18 protein-coding genes are annotated in these 26,406 nt (G+C 58.4%); 6 read left to right on the top strand and 12 right to left on the bottom strand.

Annotated features, from left to right (window positions below; genetic code table 11):
- Window positions 1-18: 18 nt before the first annotated feature.
- The gene (locus tag H8A95_RS21765; protein ID WP_229184956.1) at window positions 19-621 is read right to left on the bottom strand and encodes a sugar transferase; all 603 of its coding nucleotides are present in this window, start codon (window positions 619-621) and stop codon (window positions 19-21) included.
- A 43-nt stretch (window positions 622-664) separates the two neighbouring features.
- Complete coding sequence (locus H8A95_RS21760; RefSeq protein ID WP_229184955.1) at window positions 665-1,825, bottom strand: Gfo/Idh/MocA family protein; 1,161 nt, start codon at window positions 1,823-1,825, stop codon at window positions 665-667.
- Window positions 1,826-2,515: 690 nt separating this feature from the next.
- Between H8A95_RS21760 and H8A95_RS21755 the strand changes: the two genes are divergently transcribed.
- The 4 genes from H8A95_RS21755 to H8A95_RS21740 all read left to right on the top strand — a co-directional run bounded on the left by H8A95_RS21755 (window position 2,516) and on the right by H8A95_RS21740 (window position 8,178).
- Window positions 2,516-4,258 carry a polysaccharide deacetylase family protein gene (locus tag H8A95_RS21755; RefSeq protein ID WP_229184954.1) on the top strand — a complete coding sequence of 581 codons (1,743 nt, stop codon included), beginning with the start codon at window positions 2,516-2,518 and terminating at the stop codon, window positions 4,256-4,258.
- A 481-nt stretch (window positions 4,259-4,739) separates the two neighbouring features.
- Window positions 4,740-6,002, top strand: coding sequence for a nucleotide sugar dehydrogenase (locus H8A95_RS21750; protein WP_229184953.1), 1,263 nt, complete (start codon window positions 4,740-4,742; stop codon window positions 6,000-6,002).
- Window positions 5,983-7,248 carry a glycosyltransferase family 4 protein gene (locus tag H8A95_RS21745; protein ID WP_229184952.1) on the top strand — a complete coding sequence of 422 codons (1,266 nt, stop codon included), beginning with the start codon at window positions 5,983-5,985 and terminating at the stop codon, window positions 7,246-7,248. The genes H8A95_RS21750 and H8A95_RS21745 overlap by 20 nt, the downstream gene beginning before the upstream one ends.
- A 108-nt stretch (window positions 7,249-7,356) precedes the next feature.
- The gene (locus tag H8A95_RS21740) at window positions 7,357-8,178 is read left to right on the top strand and encodes a class I SAM-dependent methyltransferase (protein ID WP_229184951.1); all 822 of its coding nucleotides are present in this window, start codon (window positions 7,357-7,359) and stop codon (window positions 8,176-8,178) included.
- Between the two features lie 123 nt (window positions 8,179-8,301).
- On the opposite strand, the gene H8A95_RS21735 is transcribed toward H8A95_RS21740, so the two are convergent.
- The 3 genes from H8A95_RS21735 to H8A95_RS21725 form a co-directional block, all read right to left on the bottom strand.
- Window positions 8,302-9,105: a heparin lyase I family protein gene (locus H8A95_RS21735; protein WP_229184950.1), complete on the bottom strand. Its 804-nt coding sequence runs from the start codon at window positions 9,103-9,105 to the stop codon at window positions 8,302-8,304.
- 447 nt (window positions 9,106-9,552) lie between these two features.
- Window positions 9,553-10,728: a glycosyltransferase family 4 protein gene (locus tag H8A95_RS21730; protein ID WP_229184949.1), complete on the bottom strand. Its 1,176-nt coding sequence runs from the start codon at window positions 10,726-10,728 to the stop codon at window positions 9,553-9,555.
- A gap of 141 nt (window positions 10,729-10,869) precedes the next feature.
- Window positions 10,870-11,766 carry a hypothetical protein gene (locus H8A95_RS21725; protein ID WP_229184948.1) on the bottom strand — a complete coding sequence of 299 codons (897 nt, stop codon included), beginning with the start codon at window positions 11,764-11,766 and terminating at the stop codon, window positions 10,870-10,872.
- Between the two features lie 354 nt (window positions 11,767-12,120).
- On the opposite strand from H8A95_RS21725, the gene H8A95_RS21720 reads away from it, so the two are divergent.
- The gene (locus H8A95_RS21720) at window positions 12,121-13,380 is read left to right on the top strand and encodes a serine hydrolase domain-containing protein (RefSeq protein ID WP_229184947.1); all 1,260 of its coding nucleotides are present in this window, start codon (window positions 12,121-12,123) and stop codon (window positions 13,378-13,380) included.
- A 133-nt stretch (window positions 13,381-13,513) separates the two neighbouring features.
- Here H8A95_RS21720 and H8A95_RS21715 read toward each other — a convergent pair whose 3' ends face one another.
- The 5 genes from H8A95_RS21715 to H8A95_RS21695 form a co-directional block, all read right to left on the bottom strand.
- Window positions 13,514-14,968, bottom strand: a complete 1,455-nt coding sequence (locus tag H8A95_RS21715) for an oligosaccharide flippase family protein (RefSeq protein ID WP_229184946.1) — start codon at window positions 14,966-14,968, stop codon at window positions 13,514-13,516.
- Window positions 14,969-15,247: 279 nt separating this feature from the next.
- On the bottom strand, window positions 15,248-16,474 hold the full coding sequence (locus H8A95_RS21710; RefSeq protein ID WP_229184945.1) for a glycosyltransferase: 1,227 nt from the start codon (window positions 16,472-16,474) through the stop codon (window positions 15,248-15,250).
- A gap of 293 nt (window positions 16,475-16,767) precedes the next feature.
- Window positions 16,768-17,586, bottom strand: a complete 819-nt coding sequence (locus H8A95_RS21705) for an FkbM family methyltransferase (protein ID WP_229184944.1) — start codon at window positions 17,584-17,586, stop codon at window positions 16,768-16,770.
- 254 nt (window positions 17,587-17,840) lie between these two features.
- Entirely contained in the window at window positions 17,841-19,244 is a 1,404-nt protein-coding gene (locus tag H8A95_RS21700) for an O-antigen ligase family protein (RefSeq protein ID WP_229184943.1), read from the bottom strand.
- Window positions 19,245-19,450: 206 nt separating this feature from the next.
- Entirely contained in the window at window positions 19,451-20,527 is a 1,077-nt protein-coding gene (locus H8A95_RS21695; RefSeq protein WP_229184942.1) for a GumC family protein, read from the bottom strand.
- Between the two features lie 763 nt (window positions 20,528-21,290).
- Between H8A95_RS21695 and H8A95_RS21690 the strand changes: the two genes are divergently transcribed.
- A complete protein-coding gene (locus H8A95_RS21690) occupies window positions 21,291-22,673 on the top strand; it encodes a polysaccharide biosynthesis/export family protein (RefSeq protein ID WP_229184941.1) in 1,383 nt (460 codons plus the stop codon).
- Between the two features lie 65 nt (window positions 22,674-22,738).
- Here the strand turns inward: H8A95_RS21690 and H8A95_RS21685 are convergent, their stop codons facing one another.
- Both H8A95_RS21685 and H8A95_RS21680 read right to left on the bottom strand, forming a co-directional pair.
- Window positions 22,739-25,618, bottom strand: a complete 2,880-nt coding sequence (locus tag H8A95_RS21685; protein ID WP_229184940.1) for a hypothetical protein — start codon at window positions 25,616-25,618, stop codon at window positions 22,739-22,741.
- Window positions 25,619-25,906: 288 nt separating this feature from the next.
- Window positions 25,907-26,053 carry a hypothetical protein gene (locus H8A95_RS21680; RefSeq protein ID WP_229184939.1) on the bottom strand — a complete coding sequence of 49 codons (147 nt, stop codon included), beginning with the start codon at window positions 26,051-26,053 and terminating at the stop codon, window positions 25,907-25,909.
- Window positions 26,054-26,406 lie beyond the last annotated feature (353 nt).

Here is a 26,406-nt window from a genome sequence, read left to right as displayed (position 1 = left end):
TATCCATGCCCGAGAACCCTATCGAGCACCGCGGCCTCGCAGCACCGCGGGAACCGTTAGAGCAATCAGCTTCAGGTCGGTCCACAAGGTCCAGTTCATTGCATATTCAACGTCCATCTCGAGCATCGCGTCCGGGCCCAGGCGACCACGGCCGCGAACCTGACAAAGCCCGGTGATGCCGGGCTTCACGATGTGACGTCGATGATGCCAGTCGCGGAAGTACTCGAGTTCATAAGGAATCGCGGGGCGCGGACCGACAATGCTCATTTCGCCTCGCAACACATTGACGAGTTGCGGCAGCTCGTCGACGCTGGTTCTCCGCAGCACCCGCCCCACGCGCGTCACGCGCGGGTCATCTGTCAGCTTGTACGGGGCATCAGGGTCGTTCGAGAGAACCTCCTTCGCCCAAACCCGACGAATAGCGTCGCGATGGATGTTATCGTCGGCCTTGTGACGAAGCGTCCGGAACTTGAAGCAATTGAACGGCCTCTCGCCTCGTCCGACCCGGCGCTGGCAAAAGATCGCCGGCCCAGGGCTGTCGAGGCGGATCGCGACCCACACCGCTACTAGAACCGGCGCCAGCAGCAGGATCGCGGTGACGCTCACAGCGATGTCAAGCACCCGCTTAACGAACTCCCGCGGGCTCGCCTTCCATCGCAAGGCTTCATCTAACGACAATTTCGGCAGCCCCCGCCGACGCGTTCCGCCGCAGAAACGCAGGTTGATGCGTTCCGTTACTACGGTGCTCCTGGTTGTGCCGTAGACACTCCGATGCAGCTTCGAGCGCTTCGACGACGCGCAGGCCATGCGCTCCGTTCGCAACGGGCTGTGTCCCCGTCTTGATCGCGTTGACGAAGTCGAGCAACTCGAGCTTCAGCGGTTCGCTGCTGGATATCGCGGGGATATGAACATCGCCATGATGATAGGCCGACTGGAAGTCGGCGTATGAATCGCCGTTGATCCGCGGCCTGAAGCGCTTCTGGTAAACGCGAACCTTTTCGGACGGCTCCACGTCGTCGAACACCAGCATGGCATCGCTGCCGACGACCGTGATCTGCCGCACCTTGACGGGATCCAACCATGAAACATGTACATGGGCGGTCGGCCCACTCTTGAAGCCCAACTTGGCGTAAACAACATCCTCGACATCCGGCAGAACGTGCGCACAACCCCAAGCGCCGATGTTGTGCGCGGTCTCCTCGAGCAGGAAAAAGATGATCGAAAGATCATGCGGCGCCAGGTCCCACAGCACATTGGCATCGGGCCGATAGAGACCGAGATTCAGGCGCCGTGAATCGATGTAGTAGAGCTCGCCGAGAGAGCCGCTCCGGATCATCTGGCGCATGACACTCACCGCCGGATGGTACTCGAACGTATGCCCGACCATCAGCACGCGATTCCGTTCTTCGGCGATCGCAATCAGTTCGCGGCAATGCGCGCTCGTCATAGCCAGCGGCTTCTCGACGAGCGCGTGCTTTCCAGCCTCAAGGGCTGCCCGCGCCAGCTCAAAGTGCGTCACGGCAGGGGTTGCGATGATCACCCCGTCGATGGAAGGGTTATTCAGGATCGCATCGAAGTCACGCGAAACGGCGACAGACGGATACTGTGATTTGACGTATTCCAGTGTGTCCGACCGCATGTCGGCGGCCATCGACACCCGTGCGCCGATATCGTGGCCAACACGGATGTGTTTAGTGCCCCAGTAGCCGCACCCGATGACGGCGAGCGATGGGCCGGCTTTTGCGGTCTCAATGTCCGCACCGGCGGTCTTGCTCTGAGTATCGACTAAGCCAGGAACAAATTTGGAATAGAATTGTTTCGACATGTTTGCCACGATCACGCCAGAGGAAAAGCAATGGTGAAAATCAGTATCCTCACGAGCACGGTTATCTCGCCATGTTGGCTCCCTAATTGAAGGCCTTAGCGTGCGTTCAAACAGGATAGCCGGTTGGGCGCCCGCGCCGCTGTAGAACACGGGTTATGACTCACGCCCATCGGGGGTACCCCCGCCTTTGCGCGCGGCATCCAGGAGCTTCGCACGCAGTGCAATGGCCTGACCCAGCACGCCAAGGAGCCGGGCACCACATTGTAATCAATCATCTTTTTTGACTTGCAGTCCTGGTCACGCTCGGACCATAGATCAACAGCACGCGGTCTTCCTCTCGTCACGCCTCCACGGATGGCTCACATCGGCAATTCGTTTGCGGCACCCCGACGCGTCGCATCGCGCCCGAGGCAGCGCTTTCGCAGAACGTTAGTGCTACCAACTTGCGCTCACGCCCGACCGCCGGATTTACAAATCGCTGACTGCGAGAGGCCCAATCTGATCTCGATAAGCCCGCCGTATCGCATACCGCAGATTGGCTAGGCCGGGACTATCATTGCGTATCCGGCCCATGGTGGAAACTTCGCCATCTTTCGTATAGGCTTCCTCGCGAGGTCGCGAACAATCTGCAGGAGGCTTGGCGGCCTGACCAACAGTTGAGGCACAACCCACGGATGAAACGCCGACGCCATGGCCAAAGGCACTTCGATCGCAGTTCTGCTTCGCGGCAGCGATCCATCGACCAATGATTGCAACCTGACCGGAATTCTTGATCTCTTCGAAATTCCCTGGACGGTCCTGACAGCTGACGAAGCGCACGAGGACAATGCTGCCGCGCGAACAGCAGGTCATCAGCAATTCTCCATCTTGACCTCCGCGACCTGTCTCGCCGACGTCCTACAACGCAGCAAGTCTGAATCGCTGCCGACGTGGTTGGCGGGAGCCACTTCCGTTTTCGTCTATGGATTTCAAGTAACGGACCCCTGCAAGTCCCTCCTGCGTCAGATCACCGGAGATCCCGAGGCGGAAATCCGCGACTCCGGTCAGCGACCAACGATCGTATCAGTCACCGATTCTTTTCCAGAAATGTGCGGCCCAATGTCGGGACTGCAAATCCAACTGGAACGGGGCCACGATACCACGCTCGTCGTCCGCAATAGCACCCTTCACAGCATCGTCGGAGTGAGCGAAGGACATCTGTTCGCCGAGTTCACCTATTCCGGTGTCCGCTTCTTTTCTGACTCTTCATTGACGATGGTGGACGTTCGCGAACGGACCGCAGCCTATTTCGATGTGAAGAAGTGTTTCGCCGGCGCGGTGCCAATCGTGATGTATCTGAAGTGGGCATTCCGCGACGTTTGCTTGACGAGCGTTGAGACAAGCGCTTGCCTGATCATTGACGATCCACCTTTGTGGCCGCGGTACGGTCTCCTCGATTTTGACGACCTGCTGCAGCTGGCGGACAAGCTGACATTCGCAACGACCATTGCCTTCATTCCATGGAACTGGAGACGAACAAACCGCGGCACTGTTGCCGCCTTTCGCGAAAGCAGCGGGAAACTGTCCATCTGCGTGCACGGCTGCGATCATACACGAGGTGAGTTTGCAGGCCGCTCGCCCGAGTTGCTCGACAGAAAACTGAAAACCGCCAGAATGCGGATGCAGGCCCTTCGTCACCACACCGCGCTTGACCACGAAAACGTGATGGTTTTCCCGCAAGGGGCATTCTCGCCCGAGGCAGCCTCGGCGCTCAAGCGAAATGGCTTCACCGCGGCCGTGAACACCGAGGTCGCACCTACCAATGATGCCTTGAACGAAACCACACTCGCTGATCTCTGGAGTGTCGCCATAGTCCGGTATGCGAGCTTCCCGATCTTTACCCGGCGATACATTGACCACGGCATCGAGAACTTTGCGTTTGACGGCCTCTTGGGCAAGCCGTGCTTCATTGCCGGACATCACGATCTTCTCCGCGGCCAGGGTCGCGAACTCGCGATGTTTCTTCGGCTTCTCGCATCCTTGCAGTGGAAACTCTGCTGGCGACCTCTCGAGGATGCCGTTCGCCGCAGCTACAGCATTCGATCCGATGGCGAAACAATCCTGGTAAAAATGCTTGCCGAGCGGCTTCTCTTCGAGAACGGCGGAGCCACGACGCGACGGATTTGCGTCATGAAGCACGAACCACAGGTCGCTGCCCTAAAGGGTGTTGAGGTCAACCAACGCCTCATCGCGTACGAGTACATCGACGGATATGTTCGAGCGATGGTCGACGTCCCGCCAGGCGGCTCGGCGGATGTCCGGTGCGTTCATCGCGAACAGCTGCATGGTTCGCCCGCCTCAGAACCGATCCGATACCGGGTCGGGGTGGCCGTTCGGCGATATCTATCTGAACTTCGTGACAATTACGGTCATCTACTTCGTTCTCGCGCATAGCTGGAGACGAACCAAAGCGAGGCGATCAAGCCGCTTTGGCCCAGGCATATTGCGTCTGTCATGAAGCTCGAGCATGGGTGGCCCCCTCCGTTCGCCCCTCCAACTTGTGATCCTCTAGGCCGCGGCTACCACGCGCCGCTGCGGCTCGAACTGACCAAGAGTTTCGGGCCGATCCATCATCGAATAGCTCAGCGGCCTGGAAGTTCGATCAACCTCCGCCTACGACCGGAATGCGGATCGGCTAGCGCCGTTAACGTCCGATTTCTCCTGCCGAAACCGGAATAGGTAGCCCGAAAAAGTTCAGGCTCCGCAAGCCCGAACGAATACTATCGGGCTGCACTTTGGAAGGCGTTGCGGACGCGTAACGCTCTCTCGGAGTGCCTATCCGAAGAACTATCTCTGAAAGAAGCCGTCGACCTCGCAGACAACCCCAACAGCCGCCAGTGTTGCCGGCGCAACCTGATGCGTGTGATGGATCAAGATGAAAATAGCGGTATTCGGACTCGGTTACGTAGGCATGACGGCAGCGGCTTGCCTCGCAAGGCAAGGGCACGAAGTCATCGGCGTCGACATCAGCGATGAAAAAGTTGCGATCGTCAATGCGGGGAAATCTCCAATTACGGAACCCGGCCTCGATCAACTTGTGGAATCTGCTGTCCGAAAGCGCTTGCTGACCGCAACGAAGGACGCTAGCGCGCATCTCGACGGCTGCGCGCTGGCAATAGTGTGCGTGGGAACGCCCAGCGCGCCGGACGGATCTCACAACATGAGCTTCGTCGCCGAAGTCTCCCATCAGATCGCAGACCTAATCGGCCCCACTCGCACGACACCGCTAACTGTCGTGTTTCGTTCCACGATGCGGCCCGGCACCATCGAGGATCTGGTTCTCCCGATTTTCGAGAGCGCATTGAACGGCAGAATGGACCTCGTCGAGGTCGTCTACAATCCCGAGTTCCTGCGCGAGTCGGTAGCGATCGAAGACTTCTTCAATCCGCCGAAGATCGTGGTCGGAACAAAGGACGGGGAACGGTGCCCGGTCCTTGACGAATTGAACGCGAGCATCGCTGTGCCCGTCTTCTACACTACCTATCGTACGGCGGAGATGACCAAGTTCGTCGACAACTCGTTCCACGCGGTAAAGATCGCCTTTGCCAACGAAGTCGGTCGCGTTTGCGACAAGCTCGGCGTTAGCGCGGCAACCGTGCACAAGATCTTCGTTTCCGACACCAAGCTCAACATTTCACCCTACTATTTGCGGCCGGGTGGAGCATTCGGCGGCTCCTGCCTGCCAAAGGACGTTCGTGCGCTCCAATACATCGCCAGCGACGTCGGGGCGCACACCTGGCTCGTGGATTCAGTGCTCAGATCGAACGACGAGCACAAGAACTTCCTGTTCGAGAATTGCCTGAAAGCAGTCCCGCCCGGCGGACGCGTACTTATGCTGGGGCTTGCCTTCAAGGAGAACAGCGACGACCTTCGCGAAAGTCCCAATATCGACCTGGCTCGCAAATTCCTTCGCTTGCACATTGGCCTGTCGATCTACGATCCACACGTTGAGCCTTCGAAACTGCTGGGGCAGAACCTTGGCTATGCGTTCGCCAATCTGCCCGCCCTTCGCAAGTTGCTGATCGCAAAGTCCGCCGCCGAGTCGGAGCTGTTCGACCTTGTCATCGATACCCGAGGGTGGGCGAAGCAAATGGCGCTGAACGCAAAGCGGATCATTGATGTCAACACTCTCTCATGACAACACCGTTGTGCCCAAATCCGAACAAGCGGGCGTTGGCTCGGTTCGTGGCCGGGTTCTGATTATCGTCGAGAATCTTCCTGTCCCGTTCGACGGTCGGGTGTGGTCGGAAGCGACCACATTGGCGCGGCATGGCTACGAGGTGTCTGTGATTTGTCCCAAGGGACCAGGCGCAACGGCCTCATTCGAGATGCTTGAGGGCGTCGCAGTCTATCGCCACTGGATGCCCGCGGAGGGTCGCGGCGTGCTGGGCTACGCAGTAGAGTACAGCGTGGCGTTGTTCTGGGAATTCGTGCTGAGCGTGAAAGTACAGGCAACGCGGGGATTTGACGTCATCCATGCGTGCAATCCGCCCGATCTGATTTTCCTGGTCGGGGCATTTCATAAATTCTTGTTCGGGAAGTCTTTTGTCTTCGATCAGCACGACGTCAATCCGGAGCTCTACGAGGCGAAATTCGGCCGTCGTGGCCTTCTTTGGCGTGTCATGGTGCTACTCGAACGCGTGACATTCGCATTGTCGGACGTATCGATTGCAACCAATCAATCGTATCGCGCAATTGCGATTGAACGGGGCCGAATGAGCCCGGATCGTGTGTTCGTTGTGCGCTCCGCTCCGAATGTGTCCCGAGTTCGCTCACTTCCACCGGACCCCTCCTGGAAGAAAGGACGAAAGTATCTTGTTGGATATGTGGGTGTCATCGCGCGACAAGAGGGGCTCGACCTGTTGCTGGATTCAATCAAGCACATCCGCAAGACACGGAACCGCGATGATATCCAGTTCGTGATCGTCGGAGGCGGACGGGAGCTGGAGGACCTCAAGATGCTCGCGACGGCTCTTGAACTGGATGAAATGGTTACATTCACTGGCCGTGTCGATGACGACACGCTATTCACCGTTCTGTCGACGGCGGATGTCTGCGTAAATCCGGACCGCCCCAGTTCGATGAACGACAAATCGACGATGCACAAGATCATGGAGTACATGACGCTAGGCAAGCCCATCGTCCAGTTCGACCTCACAGAGGGCCGCTTTTCGGCGGGAGATGCATCGTTGTACGTGCAGAATGCGGACACCGCCGAGTTCGGCGACAAAATACTGGAGCTCCTGGAAGATCCGGCGAGGCGCCAAGCTATGGGCGCATTCGGTCAGAAGAGAATTAATGGCGAGCTCGCCTGGCATCACGCATCGACGAAGCTTTTGGGTGCTTATGAAAAAGTATTCAAACTGAGAGAGAAATGCGGATAGATCCCAATTCTCCTCGCATGTCAGAAAGCGCTCGATAGTACCTCGCTGCAAGCAAAACTGATGACATAAGGCACCAGACTAGGGCAGACAGGCTAGGTATCGTACATCATGAGCTCTCAATACCTGATGGATCCGAAGCGCGCGCACCACTACAATGTGGAGATCGGGCTTGCGGACCGGTTGCGCAATTCTTCGCGCGCAGAGCGCAGGTATCTTTACAGCTCCGTGTACGAAGAGCTGTATCGCGAAGTCCCGTACCACCCGCAGCTCGTGCGTAAGAGCCAGGGGGCGGAGGAGCGGGCCGGGTTGCTGGAGCTGTTCGACACGCTCCGTCCGTTCCTGAACCCTGACACGGTCTATGCGGAGATCGGAGCTGGCGACTGCGCGCTCACGATGCTCGTGGCGCCGCACGTGCGGAAGGCCTACGCGATCGATGTCTCCGAGACGGTGACGCGTGGCGCGAGCGCACCGAATCTTGAAGTCGTGCTCTCCGACGGCATCGACATTCCGGTAACGGCGACGCTAATCTTCTCGAACCAGCTTATGGAACACCTCCACCCGGATGACGCGCGCGACCAACTCGCGAACGTGTTCGCCGCGCTGGAGCCCGGTGGAAAATACTTCTGCATCACGCCGAGCCGCCTGACCGGTCCGCACGACATCTCGCGCGGCATCGATGAAGTGGCGCGCGGCTTTCACTTGCGCGAGTACGCGAACCGTGAGCTAGCGGACCTGTTCCGCTCCGTGGGTTTCGCGCGGGTAGAGGCTTTCGTTCGCATCCGCAACTTCCAGACGACGCTGCCGCTGGGCGTCGTGACCGCGCTCGAAACCGTTGTCGGCTGGCTGCCGCGGAGTCTCGGGTGGCGTGTTTCGAACTTGCCGATTCTACGCCGCATCCTCGACGTCCAGCTCATCGCGACACGCTGCTAAGGACACCTCCCATACGTTCCTGGAGTGGTCCAATATTTGATATCGGGGTGGATGGCGGACCTTCATTGCCCGTGCGCGACGCGATCCCTTCAGGCAGCTGCCGGTGGAGCAGCGCACCCTCGGTCATGGTCGCCCTGGCGAGACAGATGTCAACGACCCGGTTGTTATCATCAGATTTCGGTAATCGACGGCAGTCGTCTCGGGCGCCGACGACCGATAGATTCCGAATTCCCAGTTGGTGCCGACCCCATAGCCCAGCGGCCCGCTGTAATTCACGACCGGTGCCCCATCGATCCAAACTTTCAGGTAGCCGGTCGTGTCGTTCGAGAATTGGGCCTGCACTTTCACGTCGTGAAATTTACCAGTCACGATCGGGTTGGGGTCGGTCCAGAGCGTCTTGGTGACGACGAAGCCTGCGCCGTTGCTCGGGTTCTTGCCCGGCCGGCAGTAGCGTACAAGCACCTGCAGGCGATCGCCCTGCATGTTCAGCGCGACCGGAGGCGAGGTGCCGACGCCCGAGGCGTCATCATCGTTGTGCCACTGTCCGACGATGAACCAACCGGTCGCGCTGTTCACGAACGCCCCGTTGTTGCCGTTCGCCTCCACCATGAGCTGATAGCTGAGCGTGATTGGCGTAGCAGCGGGATAAGTCACCGTGGAATTGATCTCGGAGCGATCCACGGACGAGCTGTCGTACCAAGCATGGTCGCCCTTGCGGACCTCGAAACGCAGGGTCTGGGGGTCGGGATTGGTTAGACTATAACCCTGGTCTGCAACATGAACGCCGTAGCTGACGTCGCCGATCTGAAAGCGGGTTCGCGGCTTACCGGAGAATGACGAGATCGACGAGACAGCCGTTCCGCTGGTTGCTGTATTCCCATCGGTGCCGGCAGCACTATAGGCCTCGGCGGATGAGCCCTCGGCCAACAGCGTTCCCTGACCACCTCTATTGGCAGTGCCCGATCTCGGTCCACTGGAGATTTCCGCGACGCTCCCAGCCAGCGCGAAGATGAGAGGTAAAACTATTCTCATTGCCATCCCTGTTCGGTGCCGCGACCGTCGCAAAATGCGCAGTCATACGTACCGTAACCCATTCAAATCATGATGCAATTTATCGAGGGGTTCAATCGAGGGAAAATAAGGACTACCGCCAGGCATCAGCTCTTGGAATGCATCCCCAATTGCATCGCGATGCGCAGCCTTGCGGCCAGCGTGTCCGCCTCGCTGGCGGTTCACGCTAACAGAGCGTCGTTAGCGGTCGCGCGGTGCCGATAGCACCCTTGTCTTGCTTCTTGACGCCGGACGCAAGATCAACGGCGGTTCCAACTGAACGCCTCACCGTGTGCGTCCCGCATTGCTCATCGCCGATCTGGATCAGCAACGAGCGAGCGGCTCAGTCGTAACAGGTGTACCGGAGTGCCTCGACCTGGCGACAAGGGGTGTCAAAGCCGCAATCAACTCGTGAGTCTTCACCATCGGGGAGTGATTTGCTTTGACATAAATCTGGCATCGCCGACTGAGCGCGTTGTATTCAGCCGCGTCCATGTTCCAAATCTCACTCACAGATCTTGAAAGCGCCAACTCGTCTTCAACTGAAGCGCCGAGAACATGACGCTCGACGATCGCGTCCGGATCAACATGCCGGCGCGTCACGATCGGTGCGCCGACGGCGAGCGCCTCCAGAAATGCGTTCGAGAAGCCCTCGAAATCCGACGTACAGAGAAGCATTGTCGCTTCCGATAGAAATTGCTGAACGTCCGCCCGCCGCACATAGCCAACCAATTCCACGTTTGGCAGCTGACGCAAGCCATTCAACGCGTCCAGCGTCGACTGATCGGTATTGGGCGACGTCATCCCCGCCACGCGAAACTTGACGTCCGGCAATGCCTGGGCAATCCGAAACAACAAGGGTAGATTCTTCGGATAGCGGAAGACACCGAGCCAGGCGACGTATCCGCGTCTTGCGCGCGGCAACGGAGCAGCCGCGTCCTCCGCTATCGCAAACGGATTATGAAGGACGTGGATCGGCTTGCCCGGAAAAAGCGCGGTCAATTTCCCGCGCTGATACTCATTTTGACAGAGAAACCCGGCGGTGTGATGCCTGGCCCACGAATAGGATATCCATTCATAAGACGGAAGAAGAGCTTTGCATCGCTCATCGACGTCAATGTCACTCACAACGCGATAAACGAACGGAACCTTCAGCTGATCGGCAACGAACGCCATGATGGCGGTGTGTATTCCACATACTCCCTGGATCAGAATATCCGGGCGATAGCTGCGGGCGGCTGCCAATACTTTCGGGATATACGAATAGAAGTACTTCGCGACCCGAATTCCGCGTGCGGGATCGTAGGTCTCAATAAGTTTGATCTGCTGTCCCGAACCTACGTGCTCCAGCGCCCCCTTCCAGGTGAGAACAGCGGTTTCGTGACCGGCGTTCTCAAGCGCACGAAGCCACACTGCGAGCTCGATCGCCCATCCGCCAATCGGGTAGTTCTCATCTTTCATCAGATAAGGGATGGAAAAATCCATCGAGAGAATACGCACCCGACACCTCGTGCTTAATGGGACCGCCCTATGAAAAGAAGCTCTGCGACGCTTTGCCCGCGAACTCGGGGTGTACGGCTTCTCAGCTCGTGTAGTGAAAGAGCGAGCCTTGCCTCCATCAAGAAGCTCGATCGTCCCGCGTCAAGCCGACAGTACGATGCTCTCAATCTCACTGCCCTCTCGCATCTTAGCTATCGTCTCAAATTTGCTTGCGCCGTTGAGCCGGAAGAGCGTGCCGTGATTGGCGCCGTTCGCAAGCGTTCGATTCACAATGAGGAACGAACCGGCACCGACCAGGCGATCCCTCAGATTGCCGATCGCGCCGCGCAACTGCACTTCGTTGAAATAGCCATGATTGAGTAGATTTGACACGCGGATTGCGTTGAACCGGCCGCGCAGTTCAGCAGGGTTGGGCGCCAGAATGTCATCCTCGGCAAAGCTTAGCCGAGCGTCGTCGCGGGCATGCGGGTTCACCAGAAGGACATCCTTCCCTCCTTCTGGCATGTTCGTCAGAGGCAACAGCACGCCTGCAAGTGTGTTCAGCCCGGCGACCACGAATCCTTTGCCCTTGAGAAAATCTCGGGGACCATTCAGGTACCAGCGCACCGGGCGATTGGCCACGATGTGCTGAAGCACTTTGCCATCGCGATCGAGAAGGACTTCATATCCTGGCAACAGGCGCACGAGACTTCCGCGCATGCAGAGATCCGTCGCCAGAATCTTCGCCTCGATGCCAGCGCTCGTTAAGGCATCCGCCCATTCGACTGAGGAAATCCCTGATGATACGCCGACGTCCATGATCTGGCTCGGCTTGCTGCCGAGTTTCTTCCACTCATCAATTACGAGCCTATTGAGATCATCGAGGCGATGATGATCGGTAGTCTTGTAGGTGCCGTTCCGCAAGCGGATTGAAGCAAAGAACGCCGCTTCCTGTGCTTGCGTGAACGCATCACTTTCCGTCAAAAAATTCCTTGCATTCAAAGCCACGCCGCCTCCCAAACCTCCGGAGAAGCGCACCAAGACCGGCATATACTGCACCCTCTACTCGGCTCGTTTTTCTCAGAAGCGCTCGAACTCTATCGATTAAAGGCGCACTGCTTCTGGTGCGCTCCGTTTCTCTCGCAAGCATAATCTTTTGGATCGATACGCGGCTCGACCCTTTCGGATTACCCATTCCTCGATCACACCAAAAGCAGGGCCGGCCGGCCCCGAACGTGCGCCGACCAGGAAGAGCTCGGCAGCCGTCTGGGACGGGTTGCTGCAGCAGCGCCCGCGGCGGCGGATAGCACCGGCAGAGACGGCGGACCCAACGGTTGACGACTTCCCTACCGGACCTACCGCCTTCTTGCTAGAAATGCTCGCATGGTCCAATGCCCGCGGAGCTCCATGTTGATGACTCTCAACGTCGGCCGTATCGCCTTGCTCGTCATCATAGGAAGCATCGCAACCCTCCCCGCTTCGCGTGCACAGGACGGCGCGCTCCCAGGCAGCAACGGCGATTTCGAACAGCGCATGCAACGTATCGTGGATGGACTGCGGGCTGCCACCGCAGGCGCGCCGCCGATGACACTCGCCGACCGGATGAACGCACTGCACGTTCCTGGCGTCAGCATCGCGGTGGTTCATGGCGGCATAGTCGAGGCTCGCGGGTTCGGGGTTGCCGCCATTGGTGGACCGCCTGTCCTTCCTGAAACGCTGTTCCAGGCTGCCTCAATCAGCAAACCGGTTACCGCCGTGGCTGCGCTGGCATTGGCTCAGGCCGGAGAACTCGATCTCGACGGCGACGTCAACTTATCCCTCAAAAGCTGGAAAATACCTGCTAACTCGTTCACCGATCGATCCAAGGTTACACTTCGCAGACTGCTGAACCATTCGGCCGGCATAACTGTTCCATATTTTCCGGGATATCCTGCAGGCGCACCAGTTCCGTCACTTGACGACGTTCTCAATGGGGCGCCGCTGTGGTGTCGTGATCTAAACCGGTTCGAGCCGTCAGCGCATGATTGGTTTGCGCTATGCGCTCTTGCAAACACCGCACCTGTCGTTGTCGATCATGAGCCCGGCGTCCGGTTCGAGTATTCTAGCGGCGGCTATACGATAGTGCAGAAATTGCTCATCGATGTAACCGGGAAGCCGTTCCCAACACTACTTGAAGAACTTGTCCTCAAGCCCTTCGGAATGACGCACAGCAGTTTTCTCCAACCGCCACGCAAGAATGACGCTCCAATGGCCGCTACACCCTACCGAGCGACGGGACAGCCGGTGCCGGGCGGTCCGCACATCTATCCCGAATTGGCTGCCGCAGGATTGTGGACGACACCTACTGACGTTGCGCATTTTGCGCTAGGTGTGGTCCGGGCCTGGACCGGTCGAGATGCTTCCGTCCTGTCTCAAACTACGGCCATCCAGATGCTCACACCCGGCCTTGGCAACTATGGCCTTGGTCCGATTGTACTAGGGGTCGCCCCGCATCGACGATTTCTGCATGCAGGCGTCAACGATGGCTTCGTCAGCCTGATGACGATGTATGAGAATGGAGATGGCGCGGTCATCATGACGAACGGGGATCAAGGCGGTCAGTTAGCTGACGAAATCATGCGCAGTATCGCAACCGAATACGACTGGCCCGATGGTCAGCCGAAGGCCCACTGACGGACGAACGTTGTCTCGACAGCACCTGGACGCGCATCCACCAGGACTAGGCTAGTCATCTTGTCTCTCTTGTTGGCCCGTCGCGTCTTCGCAACTGATAATCCAGGCAACCCTGCAAGCAAATCGCCTTGCATCACGCCCCGAGAACGCCCCACTCTCTCCGAACCTCGGCCAGGGTTCGATAGTATCCGGTCACAAACAGCATGGCCGCATAACACACCAGGACCGCAACCGGACCGACCAGCGCTGCAATTGCGGTCGACGGATTCAGCAGATCAGCCGAGAAACGCACCAGCATTGCCGCCAATACCGACGCGACGAAGATTAGTCCAAGGTTCTTCCAGTCCTGCAACTTTGCGATCGGAATGCTCATCACCTTTGAAAGTCTTCTGAGAAAAAACACATATACAACGAAGGTCGTTAATACCGACCCGATCGCCGCCCCTGGCAAGCCGTAGTACCAGACGCCGGCAAGGCTCGTTAACACGGCGAATGGAAGGATCGCCGCTTCATAACGCATGTTAGCCGAGCCCTGTCCGAACACATTGAGCAGAGTGGTAATCTCAGTCGAGATCAATGTTTGAATCAGATAGATGCGCAGCACCGGAGAGCCACTCACGTACTCTTTCGTAAACAGCAACTGAATGACTTCGTCAGCAAAGACGAACAATGCCGCTATGGCGGGGAACATGACCGCACTAATGATAACGTTGCCCTGATTGTTCAGGCGCAACAGCTCTTCGTGGCGGCCCAATGAGTGGAAGCGGCTCATCTTCGGCAAGAGCAAATTCCCCAGCCCGCCTCTCAAGACTTCGAACGGCATGAGGAGCGTCGTCGCAATTGAAAAAATGCCGAACATGCCCGACGAGAACATCGTCGCGACAATCCACAGTTCCGCCTGTTTTCGGACGCTCCACAGCAAGCCGGCAACACCGAACGGAAGGGCGTAGCGAAGCTGCGCACGGAACTGCTCCCTTTCGATTGGGAACAGTCGAATGCCACAATAGCGCGCAATGAAAACGGCAAGAAGCAGGACGCGCACGCCAGCAGCAATCAACGCTGCGATCAGCACCTCTTCAAATCGACGAAACACGACTGCCGCAGAAATGATGAGCACGGCTCTCAGCACGGATGACGCCAGGATGGCTTGCGCCTGCCAACGGATCTGCCCTATGGCGTTGGGTAGCACGTCCAGCAACAAGCCCAAATTCCAAACAAACAGGAAACTTGCCAGTAGCACCCCGTGGTCATACAGCAGATCTTTCATGCCGGATGGAAGGACCTGACGAAAAGCAAAGACGAGAAGCACCGCAATCGTCGTTGCGGCGAGCAGGAAGAGGACCGTCTGGCCGACGTAAACCCGCCGTCCCTCTGCATCCAGCCGGACAAAGAAGAAAAGCAAGCTCCGGGGCATGTTGAAGGAAAACAACAGGGCCACCGTGGTTACGAGCAGCCAGAACAGTCGGTATTCACCAAACGCCGTGGGACCAATCGTTCGCACCAGAACGACCGGCGTCAATAGCATGATGACCTGGTCGGTGTATTGTGCAGCCGAGAGTAGAATTCCTTGACGCAATATGGATGCCATGGATCAACGACCTCGCGACGGCGCCGACGACCAGAAGCGCGAATCTCGGTCGGTGCACCTTCCAGAAAGAAAATCAGAACTCACTGAGTGACCTCCAGAAGCACGGGACAGCACGATGATCGCACGAAGCGCAAAACGATTTGCAGGCAGTCGGATCACTCTCGCCTCACCTTTCTCGAGCCACTCCTCGTCAATCTCGCATGACTAGCTCGATGCATCATCCTATCGGACCACGGCAGTTGAACCGAAGGCCAACCATGACCGAACCTCCCGCGGCGTTCACATCGAGCCCAAGAGTGCATCCATGTCACGAGCAACCTTTTTCCAGGTGTAGTGCTCCAACATGACTTTTCGAGCACTATGGATCATAGAATACCGAAGGCCTTCGTCTTCGATGAGCAGCTTGATCGCTGCCGCGATCTTCTGGGGCTCGTCAGCTCGCAAGTAATCGACACCTTCTCGCGCCATGCCGAGCGCTTCGATGCCTACTCCCGTTGAAACGACCGCCAGCCCCATGGCAAAGGCTTCAAGTACCTTGTTCTTTAATCCACTGCCAATCCGCATCGGATTTATCATGATCGGATACTCAGCGAGCACCGAGCAGATGTCTTCGACGAATCCAGTGAGGCGAATGCCGTCGTCTCGCTTTGCCTCCTCCAGAAGCCAGTTTTCCGCATCCTTGCCCACCACGCACCACTCAATTCCGGCCGGAGCGAGGTACCGTCGATAGACGTGCTGGTAAAAAAAACGAACTGCATCGCTGTTTGGTTTGAAGGCAAGGTTGCCCCAAAATGCCACTCCCCTCCGCTTTGCGACACGCGCATTTGAGTCAAATGTGTCCGCCAGGTCGGGCGAGACCCCGTTCGGTACCGTGCTAACGTTCGCAGTTCTGCCGGACAGTCTGCAAACAGTATCAGAATCGGCATCATTGACTGTAGTGACGTGGTTGAACCAACGGGGCAAACACGCCTCCGCCCGTGCACGGCGCGCGAGCAACAGGCGCGCATCGAGACGCGTTCTCAGCTGCGCGGGCCACGGCGGAATGAACTGTATCTGTCTGGTCAGCGTTAGAACTTCACTGTCGATGAGATCAAAGAGTATCTTCTTATCGTTCGAAAACGGTCGGACGAATTCTGCAAGCACGAGGCAGAAGACGATCATGTGATCGATACCGTTCTCTTCGCAGAAGCCAGCTATCGTTTTGGTAACGGTCGAAAAGTGATCCGGATAAGAGAGCGAGAAGTAGTCTGAATCATTTCGACGGAAGTGCCTCTTCAGTGAGGGCCTGTGCTGCGTCGGCAATTTCGGTGTTTCCGCGGTCTTTTTGAAGACCTCAGACAAGCCGACCAGGCTGTCGCTCGATTCGTCTGTTGAACCGAGGTTCACCGTCAAAAGGTACAGTTCGTGCCGCTTCGCCAATTCGCGGCACAAGTGCCACACGCGAAGGTCATGCCCGTTGGTCAGGCTTGCGAGCGGCTTATGCGTTACAACCAGGATGCGCGTCACGACATTCGTTTATCTTCGACTGCGGTCGAGCGGCATCAGGCACAGCATGATGCGACTAGACCCTTGGCCTCGGCTCCATCATCTATTCAGTAGAGCTGAGCTTTCAAAGGCGATTTGAACTCATTTCGCTCCCCGGCGCAACGGGAGCTGGCGTTACCAATGGAGCGCTGCGTGTCGCTGCGATGCTCTTCGTGAGTAGTACTTTGGCACTGAGTGCCGCGACTGGTGCCGTACGTCCCGCTCACACACGCGCTGTGTAACGCGACTGGAAATTCGGGACACCGATGCGACCTCTATTGGGGCAGCGGACATTCATCCGGAATGATGAAGAAGTTTCCCGTGAAATTCTTGATGCCAGATCCGGCCGGCTCGAGCATGCCATGCTCATAACCGTACATGCGGTAACGCTCGCGTTCGAACATTGCACGGATCTCGTTGCGGTTTTCTGGCTTCCATATCTCGCAGAAGATGAGCGGCCGACAACGCCTTATCAGTTCCATGCCTCCTTTCAGCACCTCGGCCTCGAACTCCTCGACATCGATCTTGATCGCGTGCACGTCTGTGCGTGTCTTCAGCTCCGGAACGTCGTCGAGCGTCTCTATCTTGATCTGGAAGCGGATGCCTTCCTTGTATTCGGAGTGTCCGTCGTCGACTTGGCACAGTGCGTGTCGCTTAATTCCGCCTATCACGGGCATGATCATCGGAAGCGCCGCGGCCTGCCGGCCCAGGCCGCATTCGTGAACCGTCACGTTCGCGAGCGTATGCTGGGCGACCACGCGCGTCAGGCTCCTGAAGTTCTCAGGCCCCGGCTCGAACGCATGGACTCGGGATCCAGGCTTCGTGGCTGCCAGGAAATAGGCCGTCACCCCGATATTGGCGCCGATGTCGAGGATCACGCCGTCGTTCGGCACCATGTTAAGAAAGTACAGAAAATCCGCTTCATAACGGAACGTCTTTATCGTCGCGATGCGCGCTTGCGCGACGAAGAAGAGATAGTCGTCAAATCCGAGGGCGCCGATGAGCAGGCGCTGCGTAAGACGCTTGAGCGGGCCTATCATTGGAGCGGCCTCTGCGGAGCACAACGACCAATCGTTTCGGCTGGCTTCGAGCATCTGTATCGCCGGACCGCATATGTAGAGTGCACTGGGTCTCCGGCGGCCACGAAGCGACTCCGCATGATCTCATCGTCATTGGGACGTTCGCCCCAGATTTCGATCGGGCTGTTGCGAACCACTATCTCCTGCTCGAACAGCGTCATGCCGGAATGTACCACGATTGAAACGATACGAAGTGAAATGTCGCCATTAAGCGGGGTCGATTGCTTCGTTGCAAGAAGGTCACTTTGTTCAGAGACGGAGAACTGGAGTTACCTCCACTGGCCTGTCGTCGCGTTTGCGGCGCCCCCGTCACCCGCATCAAGCGTGGCGCGGCTCATGCTGCGGTTTGGCGCGCGCGAGGACAGGCGCGCCAAATTGACCATCATCGCGATGAGAGGGAACAGGTACATGTTCTCGAACGATGGAAACACCTCTCGTTCAGTAAACATACTTATTCCATAGCCGACGATGCACGCAAACAAGGCCCAGTACAGGTCGTTATGCAACCGTCGGCCGACACGCCAAGCGGTCGATATCCCGACGCACATGAAAACGAGCAGAATGCCGGTAGCGATCGCTCCACAGTCGAGAAAGAAATCGATAATTGCGTTGTGTGCATGAGTGGCTTGTATAAGCGTTCCCGTGTACCAGGCTTCGCTGGTTATGATTCCGGACCGACCCGCGCCGAACAGAAATAGGCCGAGATCACTCGTCCATTCCTTGAGCAGCGGCACCCAAATGAAGTCGACACGGCCAGTTAGCAATTCGTCAGCCGACACGTCCGAAGTCCCGTCGAAACCAATGGAGAAGATGGCGTCCATGGTTGGCGCGATCCAGAGAACGGATACGATGGCTACCATCGCGGCGCCGACGGCTAGGACAGCAAATTTGCGTTTATAAAGCAGAAGCAAGACATAGGAGCCCGCAACGGTTAGAAGCGCGCTGCGCGATGAGAGTAGAAGCAGTCCCAAAAGCGACAAGCCGACAGGCACCATCCAGAGTGAGCTACGCGTAAGCGCCTTGTACAGCAGCAAAGGCGCCGTGCAGATGTATATCGTGCCCATCGTATTGTAGTGGATGCCGAAGTAGGCTTCACACAAATCATTAACGGAGGCCCGCCCTGAAAGTGCGGCCGATGGATTCATGAGGCACACGAAGATGAAGCTAGCCGACAAGAGCAGAATCGAAACGCAGACTGCATTGACGACTGTCTCAATCTCCGAAAACGAGCGACATCGCTTCAGAATGAAGAGAAACGGCAGGATGTAGAACGCCGGAACCATGCCGTATGACATGATGTAGTCCAGATAGGACTCTGGAAATACATCCGGGAGGCGCTCATGAAGCAGAGGGGCATTCGAGACTGATCTAGCGAAAGCAATGGTGAAGGTTACGAAATACAGCAAAAGAATGCGAATGGACGTCCGTTCGATCTTGTCGGTCGCTGATAAGAGCGAAACTCGGAATAACAGAAAGACCAGGACGCCCGCGGACAGCAGGTTGAAGGGCTTGCAGCCTTGTATGCCGAACAGATTCGAATTGACGAACGGCACTCGTTGAAACGGCAATATGAAAACGACCGCCAGAAACAGCCATTTTGCCTTTTGGCCGAGCTGGTACGCAGACGCGTCATGATAGGGAGTTCCGCCGCCATATCTTAACGCAACGGTCATGACGGGCCGGCTCCTTGCCTTCCAGAGCGACCGCACTCGAGCGCACGGCTTCTCGGTGCGCAGCGGCTTCCGAGCCACTGAAGCTCTCCTGGGGCGAGATTGAGCAATTCTATCGACATGGCCACAACGCGCCGAATCCGCACCCTGTCTTCATCACCGGCCAGAAGCGCGACATCCGGGCGCTGCTGAAAATGGCTGCTCCGCCCTCACCCCGCCCCCGTAAGGCGTACTGGCCTGGTCTTGGTCGATGTCTCAGACTGATGATCCGGTCGAACCGTGTCCGAGACGGGCCACTCGGCTCTATCATCCTGCGCGCGCAAGAGGTCCCACGCACCGAAGTGGATGATGCCATCCATCAGATCCTGCAGCACGGCGAAGGCGAGGCCAAGAAGCAGGCCGCCAAGGAGCGCTATTCCAAGTACGTTCTTGGGCTTTGGCGAAGCGGCCCTCAGGGGAGGCAACGCCTGAGTAATCAGGCTCGCGGCAAACACCGGCGAAGACTGTTGTCGCGTAGCCTCCAGCCTGCGCAACATGTGACGAAAATTGTCATAAGCACTTTTGGCTGATTCTGCAGCGGCCGCCAGCTTATCCATATTGGCAGCCGAATCCGGCGCATCTTTTTTGTTTCTACTGAAGTCCTCGATCGCCCTTTGCGCAGCTGCCGCTTGGGTGCTCAAGCCATTCAGTCGATCCCGGACCCACGTCTCATCTTGCAACGAGCCCCCTTGGTCCATTTGATGCGTAATATACTTCTCTGCGACGGCGTTCAGAATCTGCGCTGCTCGATCAGGATTCTTGGAACTGAAGGTGAGTTCGACAAGGTAAGTCGGGCCGACGCGCTTGGCGGTAAGCCTTTGTCCGAAGGATTCCACGGCGTAGCGCATGGCGCTACCTTCGCCTTCCGGTCTAGTCCAGCCGAGCAGACGCGATACGGACAGCGCGCTACTACCCTGCCCGCCGGCAAACTCCGGATCCTCCGCAAGGCCGAGCTTCTCGATCACGGCACTGGCGATGCTCTCGGACCTTATGATTCCGATCTGACTTTCAACAATCGTTGCGACTGCCGCAACGTCGCCGGGGGTCGCCTTCGAATCTACGATAAGTTGCGCCTTGGAAGTAAACGTGGGTACCGCCATGATGAGGTAGAGCACGGCAACGCAAAGCGCCGCGCAACACACCAGGAATATGGCCAACACGCGTCGCCGTATGAAGGCGATCACAGCTCTTAGGGAAATGACCGACGTAGGACGAAATTCCGGCGGCGGTGGATCGTCCCGGTTCATCCAACTATCCGTTGTATTCTGTAACATTTTCATACCAGCGCTGATGATTGGAGCTCCGTTGCGGCAGCCAGGTCAAAAAGCGCAAAGACGCCCACTAAAGGAAGCAAGGTTAGCGGAAGGTACGGCCGGCTGAGTCACATCAATAGGCATTCACGCACCTTCCGAGACGAGAGTAGCTGGCCGAAACTGGCGAGTGGTCACCGCATCAACCTGTGACAGACGCGCACCGTGAAACGCCCCGAAATCTCCCTGGCGACGAATTCGGCAGCGGTCATGGCCAGTGAGGCCATTAACCGGCCTGGCGGCACCTGCTGAATTCACCCGGCAGCCATGGACGGGATGCGCCGGAAGGTTGGCGGAGGCCGGTAAACTGGTGAAGAACGCATCGTTCATGGCACTCTGCGGCCCAATCGCTCATTTCCTGCTGAATCAGTACATTCCGGGTCACAGGTTGGGAAAGGCAATAAATGGGTAATTACGATGGTCCATTGAGCCCCGGCACGACCGGACTAAATTCGGGTGGCGATCCGCTCGTTCGCACATCCCAAAGAATCTGATGCAACTTCGAATTGACGATCAACAAGGCCGATCAATCGAAAATGTGGGCGGCGCGTCCTGCCCCCGACAGATGCGGGAACGAGCCTCGGTTTTGCCGATCGTCCGTCTCGATGGCTACCGAATGTCAGCGCTGTTGACGTGTCGGTGCGCCGACAGATTCCGCGGGTTTTATCTTGGTGACCACGTCGCAGAGAAAGTTGCCGTCATGCCGAACTTCACACCGCGCAAGCGTTTCGGACTCAGTATCCTGGGCAACGACCTTGGCGGTTACGTCAAATGGGGCTTGGCCGCCCTCTGCCTCACGATTTCAGTGGCACAAGCGAAAGCCGAATATCTCGTCAATGTCGGAGATGTGCTGGAGGTCGCCGCCGCTGGCGTACCGGAGCTGCGATCTCGTGCCGCCGTCCAGACGGACGGGAACATATCGTTGCCGCTCGTCGGAGTGCTTCAGGTGGCGGGCCTGAGCTTGCCGCAAATCCGAGCCAAGGTCGGCGCTGCACTAGCGAACAAGGTATTTCGACAGAGAAGTCCGGAAGGGCGTGAAAGCGTCATCGTGATAGATGCAGATGAAATCACTGCAACCGTGGCGGACTACAGGCCAATATACATCAATGGCGATGTCTCGAAGCCGGGTCAGTATCCTTACCTTCCGTCGATCACCGCACGTCAACTCATAGCGCTGGCGAGCGGTTACGACATCATGCATGTGAGAATGAACAATCCTTATCTTGATCTGGCGGACCTGAGAGCCGAGTACGGATCGCTTTGGACAGAGTTCGCCAAAGAGCAGGCGCGCTCGTGGCGTATCAAGACGGAACTCGGAGAGGCGACCCAGATCGCTCCAAACGCTACGAAGGAGGCACCGATAGCTCGATCGGCGATTTCAGAAATCTTCAATGCTGAAACGGAGTATTTGAAGGCGAAGCAGAGTGACTATCAGCAGGAGAAGGAGTTCCTCCAGCGCGGTGTTCGGCAGGGAGACGAGGAAGTGCGCGTGCTGTCCGAGCAGCAAAAAAGGGAAGAGGAGGGATTTCAGTCCGACCAGGACGAGTTGCAAAAAGCGCAAGAAATGTTCGCCAAAGGCACCCTGACCAGCCCGCGCGTTACAGATGCGCGTCGGGCGGTTTTACTGTCGTCAACCAGGAGGTTGCAGACCTCTGCGCAGTTGCTGCAGGTCAAGAAGCAGCAGGATGATCTCTCCAGAAGGCTGACAAAGCTCGATGATCAGCGGCGCCTTGACCTGCTGCGTGAGCTGCAGGAAACGAGCCTGAAGCTTAACCAGGTTCGCGAGAGACTGCAGGCGGTGGGTGAGAAGATTCAGTACACCGCTATGGTTCGATCACAGCTCGTGCGAGGAAGCGGAAGCAAGCCCGACATTACCATCGTCAGGAAGGGTAAGAACGGGCCGGAACAGATTGCTGCGAACGAAGATACCGAGCTGCAACCAGGCGACACGGTCGAGGTATCCTTGCGATACCAGGATCTTCCGGATGTACCTTCCCGGAAGCTAAGCGGTTTAGGCCAGTCACCGGCGACGAGCCGAACAGCGGTGACGGAAGCTGATCCACCTACAGTCGGTATCAGATGATGAGGTCGGCCCGATCGGTCACGGTTGCGAGCTGAGAGGCTTGGGACGGCGCCTGTCCGGAAACGTTAGCGACGCAGCGCGTCCAGCCGGGCTTTCGCCTCCCTGATTCCTGCTGCATCGGCCTTGGCATACAGGGCTTTTGCTTTGCTCGCATCGCTGCGCGTGCCGTAAGTCCCCCATTTCGCCAGAACCAACGGATCGTAGGTTTCCGCCAACGCAAAGCTCGCCTGGGCACTGCCCATCTCGACGGCGCGCTCGAGCACAAGCCGCGCTGCACTTACATCGCCCTGCCGAAGCAAGGAACTCGCGCGCGCGACCAACCCTGTAGCTTCCGCAACCTGCTCGGAACCGGGTTGAATAGCAGCGCGAGCAGGTGCCAAGGGGGCCTGCTCGGCGATCGGATTGGCAGCCATTCCGATGGAGTCGGACCTGTCTGGGCCAACCGAACCGGTGGTCAACACGTCTGACGCAGCGCCGCGCCCATTGCGACCCTGGGCCTCATAGGCATCGATCGCGCTCCGCGACAAGAAGACGTTCTGCGCCCTTGCACCTGCGCTTTCGACACGCAATTTCTTCAACTCGGCAGCCTCGGCCTCTGCTGCCTTCTTCTGCAGGGAGACTTCCTCGTCAGCCTTTGCGGCCCGTGCCGTCTGCACCTCATTGTCGCGACGCGCTGCTGCCAGATCCTGTTCCAGCCGTGCGGACCGCTCACGCTCCTTTTGCAGATCCGCCGCGCCGCTCTTCCCCGCCGATGTCAGCCGGGACAAATCTTCGGCCGCCTTGGCTGCTAGTGCAGTTTTGGACTCGACATCGCGCCGCGCCGTCGTCAGATCCTGTTCCAGCCGCGCGGATCGCTCGCGTTCTTTTTGCAGGTCCGCAGCGGCGCTCTTTCCCGCTGCTTGCAGCCGGGATGTTTGCTCGCCTGCCTGCGTCACCAGCGCGGTCTTACCCTCGACATCACGTCGCACCGCTGCCAGATCCTGTTCCAGCCGCGCGGATCGCTCGCGCTCCTTTTGCAGGTCCGCGGCAGCGCTCTTGACCACGACTTGCAGTCGTGTGGCTTCGTCGCCCGCTTTCGTCACCAGCATAGTCTTGCTCTCGGCATCACGCCGTGCCGCCACCAGATCCTGCTCCAGCCTGTCAGCCCGCTGACGGGCCGCCTGCAGCAGGTTCTGCGCCTCTGCCGCGCCGCTCTCCTTCTCCCGTTTCAATCGGGCTGTTTCATCGCTTGCTTTCGCCGCCAATGCGGCCTGGGCCTCGACATCACTGCGAGCCGCCGCAAGATCCTGCTCGAGCCGGGCCAATTGCCCGAGTTCGACGGGTGAGGCCTTCTGAGCTGAATCCGCGCCGCGTTCGGCCGCCTGCCTGAGCTCCGCGACTTGTTCACCAGCCTTGAGGGCCTGCGCCTCATAAGCGTAGATCGAGCTGCGTGCCTGGGAAAGCTCCTGCGCAAGCGCGTCTGCCTTCGCGCGCGATTGCCTCAGATCGACAACCACCGCTTCTGCCGACAGCTTCTGACGCGAGACTTCCTCGCCCGCCTTTGCCGCCAACGTAGTTTGGGCTGCCAGATCACGCCGCGCCGCCGCGAGATCCTGCTCCAGCTGCGCGGACCGCTCATCTTCCTTTTGCAGGTCCGGCGTTCCGCTCGCCGCTGCGGCTTTCAGCCGGGAGGTTTCTTCGGCTGCCTTCGCCGCAAGCGCAGTCTGGGTCTCCAGATCGCGCCGCGTCGCCGCGAGATCGCCATCCAGCCGCGCAGATCGGTCGCGTTCCTGCTGCAGGGATACCTCCAGCCTTGCTGCACCGCTCTCTCCCACCGCCGTCAGGCGGGCTGCTTCATCGCCCGCCTTCGTTGCCTTTGCGGTCTGGATATCCAGGTCACGTCGCGCCTCCGCAAGATCCCGCTCCAGCCGCGCAGATTGCTCGCGTTCCTGCTGCAAGTCGGCGGCGTCTCTCTCCCCCGACTGCCTGAGGCGGGACGCCTCCTCGCTCGCTTTCGCCGCAATTGAAGTCTGGGTCTCCACCTCCCCGCGCGCGACTGCGAGATCCTGCTCAATGCGTGCGAGCTGTTCCGGGTAGCGAAGCGACCCGGTGTCGCTCGCAGTAGCCTGTCCGAGTTCGGCCAGTTCTCCTCCAGCAGCACGGGCTTGAGCTTCGTAAGCCTTGATCGCGCTCCGCGTCAAAGAAAGGCCGCCCGCCGGCACTCCGGTCCTTGCAGGCGGTTGCCTTGTCTCGGCCGTGCCGATCTCCCCCGCACGCTTCAGCCGTGAAACCTCCTCGCCTGCTTGTGCCGCCAGCGCCGTCTGGGTCTCGACATCGTGTCGCGCCGCCACGAGTTCTTGTTCCAGCCTTCCTGCCCTGTCACGCGCTTGTTGCAGCGCATCCTGCAGCCCCGCGGCACCCGGCACGGCTTGCTTCACCCGGGCAGCGTCTTCGACGGCCTTGTTGGCCAAGGCAGTCTGGACTTCGAGGTCGCGGCGAGCCGCGGCGAGACCCTGCTCCAACATCTCTGCCCGCTCACGCTCGTGCTCGATGCGCTGCAACAAGCCAATGTCGAGCCGTGCAGTGGAGAGTTCGCAGGACAGGCTCCCACCCCAATCTGGCTGCTGGTTCGAGGGAGGACCGCTCTGGTCGCTCGCTCCCTGTACGATCAGCATCGGCCGCTTGATACCGCCTTCGTCCGTCGGCGCAGCTGTGGAGTTGCCGTCCTCCGCCGCGGCAGCCGAATTGGCAATGCGAAGAGCTATCGTTTGCTGCACATCCGCCGCGAGACGCGCTGGATCGGGCGACGCCTGTGTTGCTTCGGGTATCCACGCGGCTGCGAGCATGGCGACGGTCGTCGACCACAAGAGAACAGGCTGCGCAACGCTGAGCAGGTGTCGCGGCCGCGCGCCCGCGATGTCGCAGGCGGGGCCTACTTCACTGTCGAGGGCAATCGTGCGATCCATCCGCAATCACCTTTCGTATGGCGACGCGATCTATCGAGGTGCGGCGTTAAGTGCCCTGCCCTCGGCGCGAAGCCTATGATCCGCATTGAGGCCCCCTCCCGAGTAGAGCTGTGCGTCACTGCTTTGCATAGGACCAACCCTCTCGATCACGCGTACGACACCGGACTTCACCACCTCCATCTGACGAATGATCGGGATGTCCTCCTCCTCGGTACTATGCATTTTCTCCTGAGCGTTTTCCGCGAGACTTGAACAAAATGCCGGCGTACTTAGCACCACCCTCTCAATTCAGGCTTTCACGGACGACGTGTCGTCGCTGAGCGTGCTGTAATATTGCGCGACGTTGGTCGCATTGTTGAAGGGCGGAATGTTCGTGAGCATCAGCACCGTGAACACGAGCAACGGACGCAATCCGCCCTTTGCGGTCCGTGGCACTGCTGCACTTATTTTTTCCCATCTGGCTCTGCGCTCGCCAATCCGAAATTTCGTCGTAGTTTCGTGCAGTTCGCCCTCGCGCGCTATTTCCCCTTGGAGGAGCCCGCCTAACCCTTCCGGATTATGTGCTGTGCCTGCCCGGACCCGACGCAGTCAGCGAGGGTTCGATCGGTCGGTGCATCATCGCATACCGGGAACACCGTATAACCGCTGGGACGGCAGTAGTTCGACACACTGATCAGAATGAGCGCCGGAATATCCACGGGGGTACGGATTCGCCGTGCTAGTGTCATGGCAGTCGTCGGCATCGTCGAGCGCGGCAGCCTTCGCTCAACCGATCTTTGACCGCGGAC

The sequence above is a fragment of the Bradyrhizobium oropedii genome (genome assembly GCF_020889685.1).
GTDB lineage: Bacteria > Pseudomonadota > Alphaproteobacteria > Rhizobiales > Xanthobacteraceae > Bradyrhizobium > Bradyrhizobium oropedii.
This window is presented reverse-complemented; position numbering and strand designations above follow the sequence as displayed.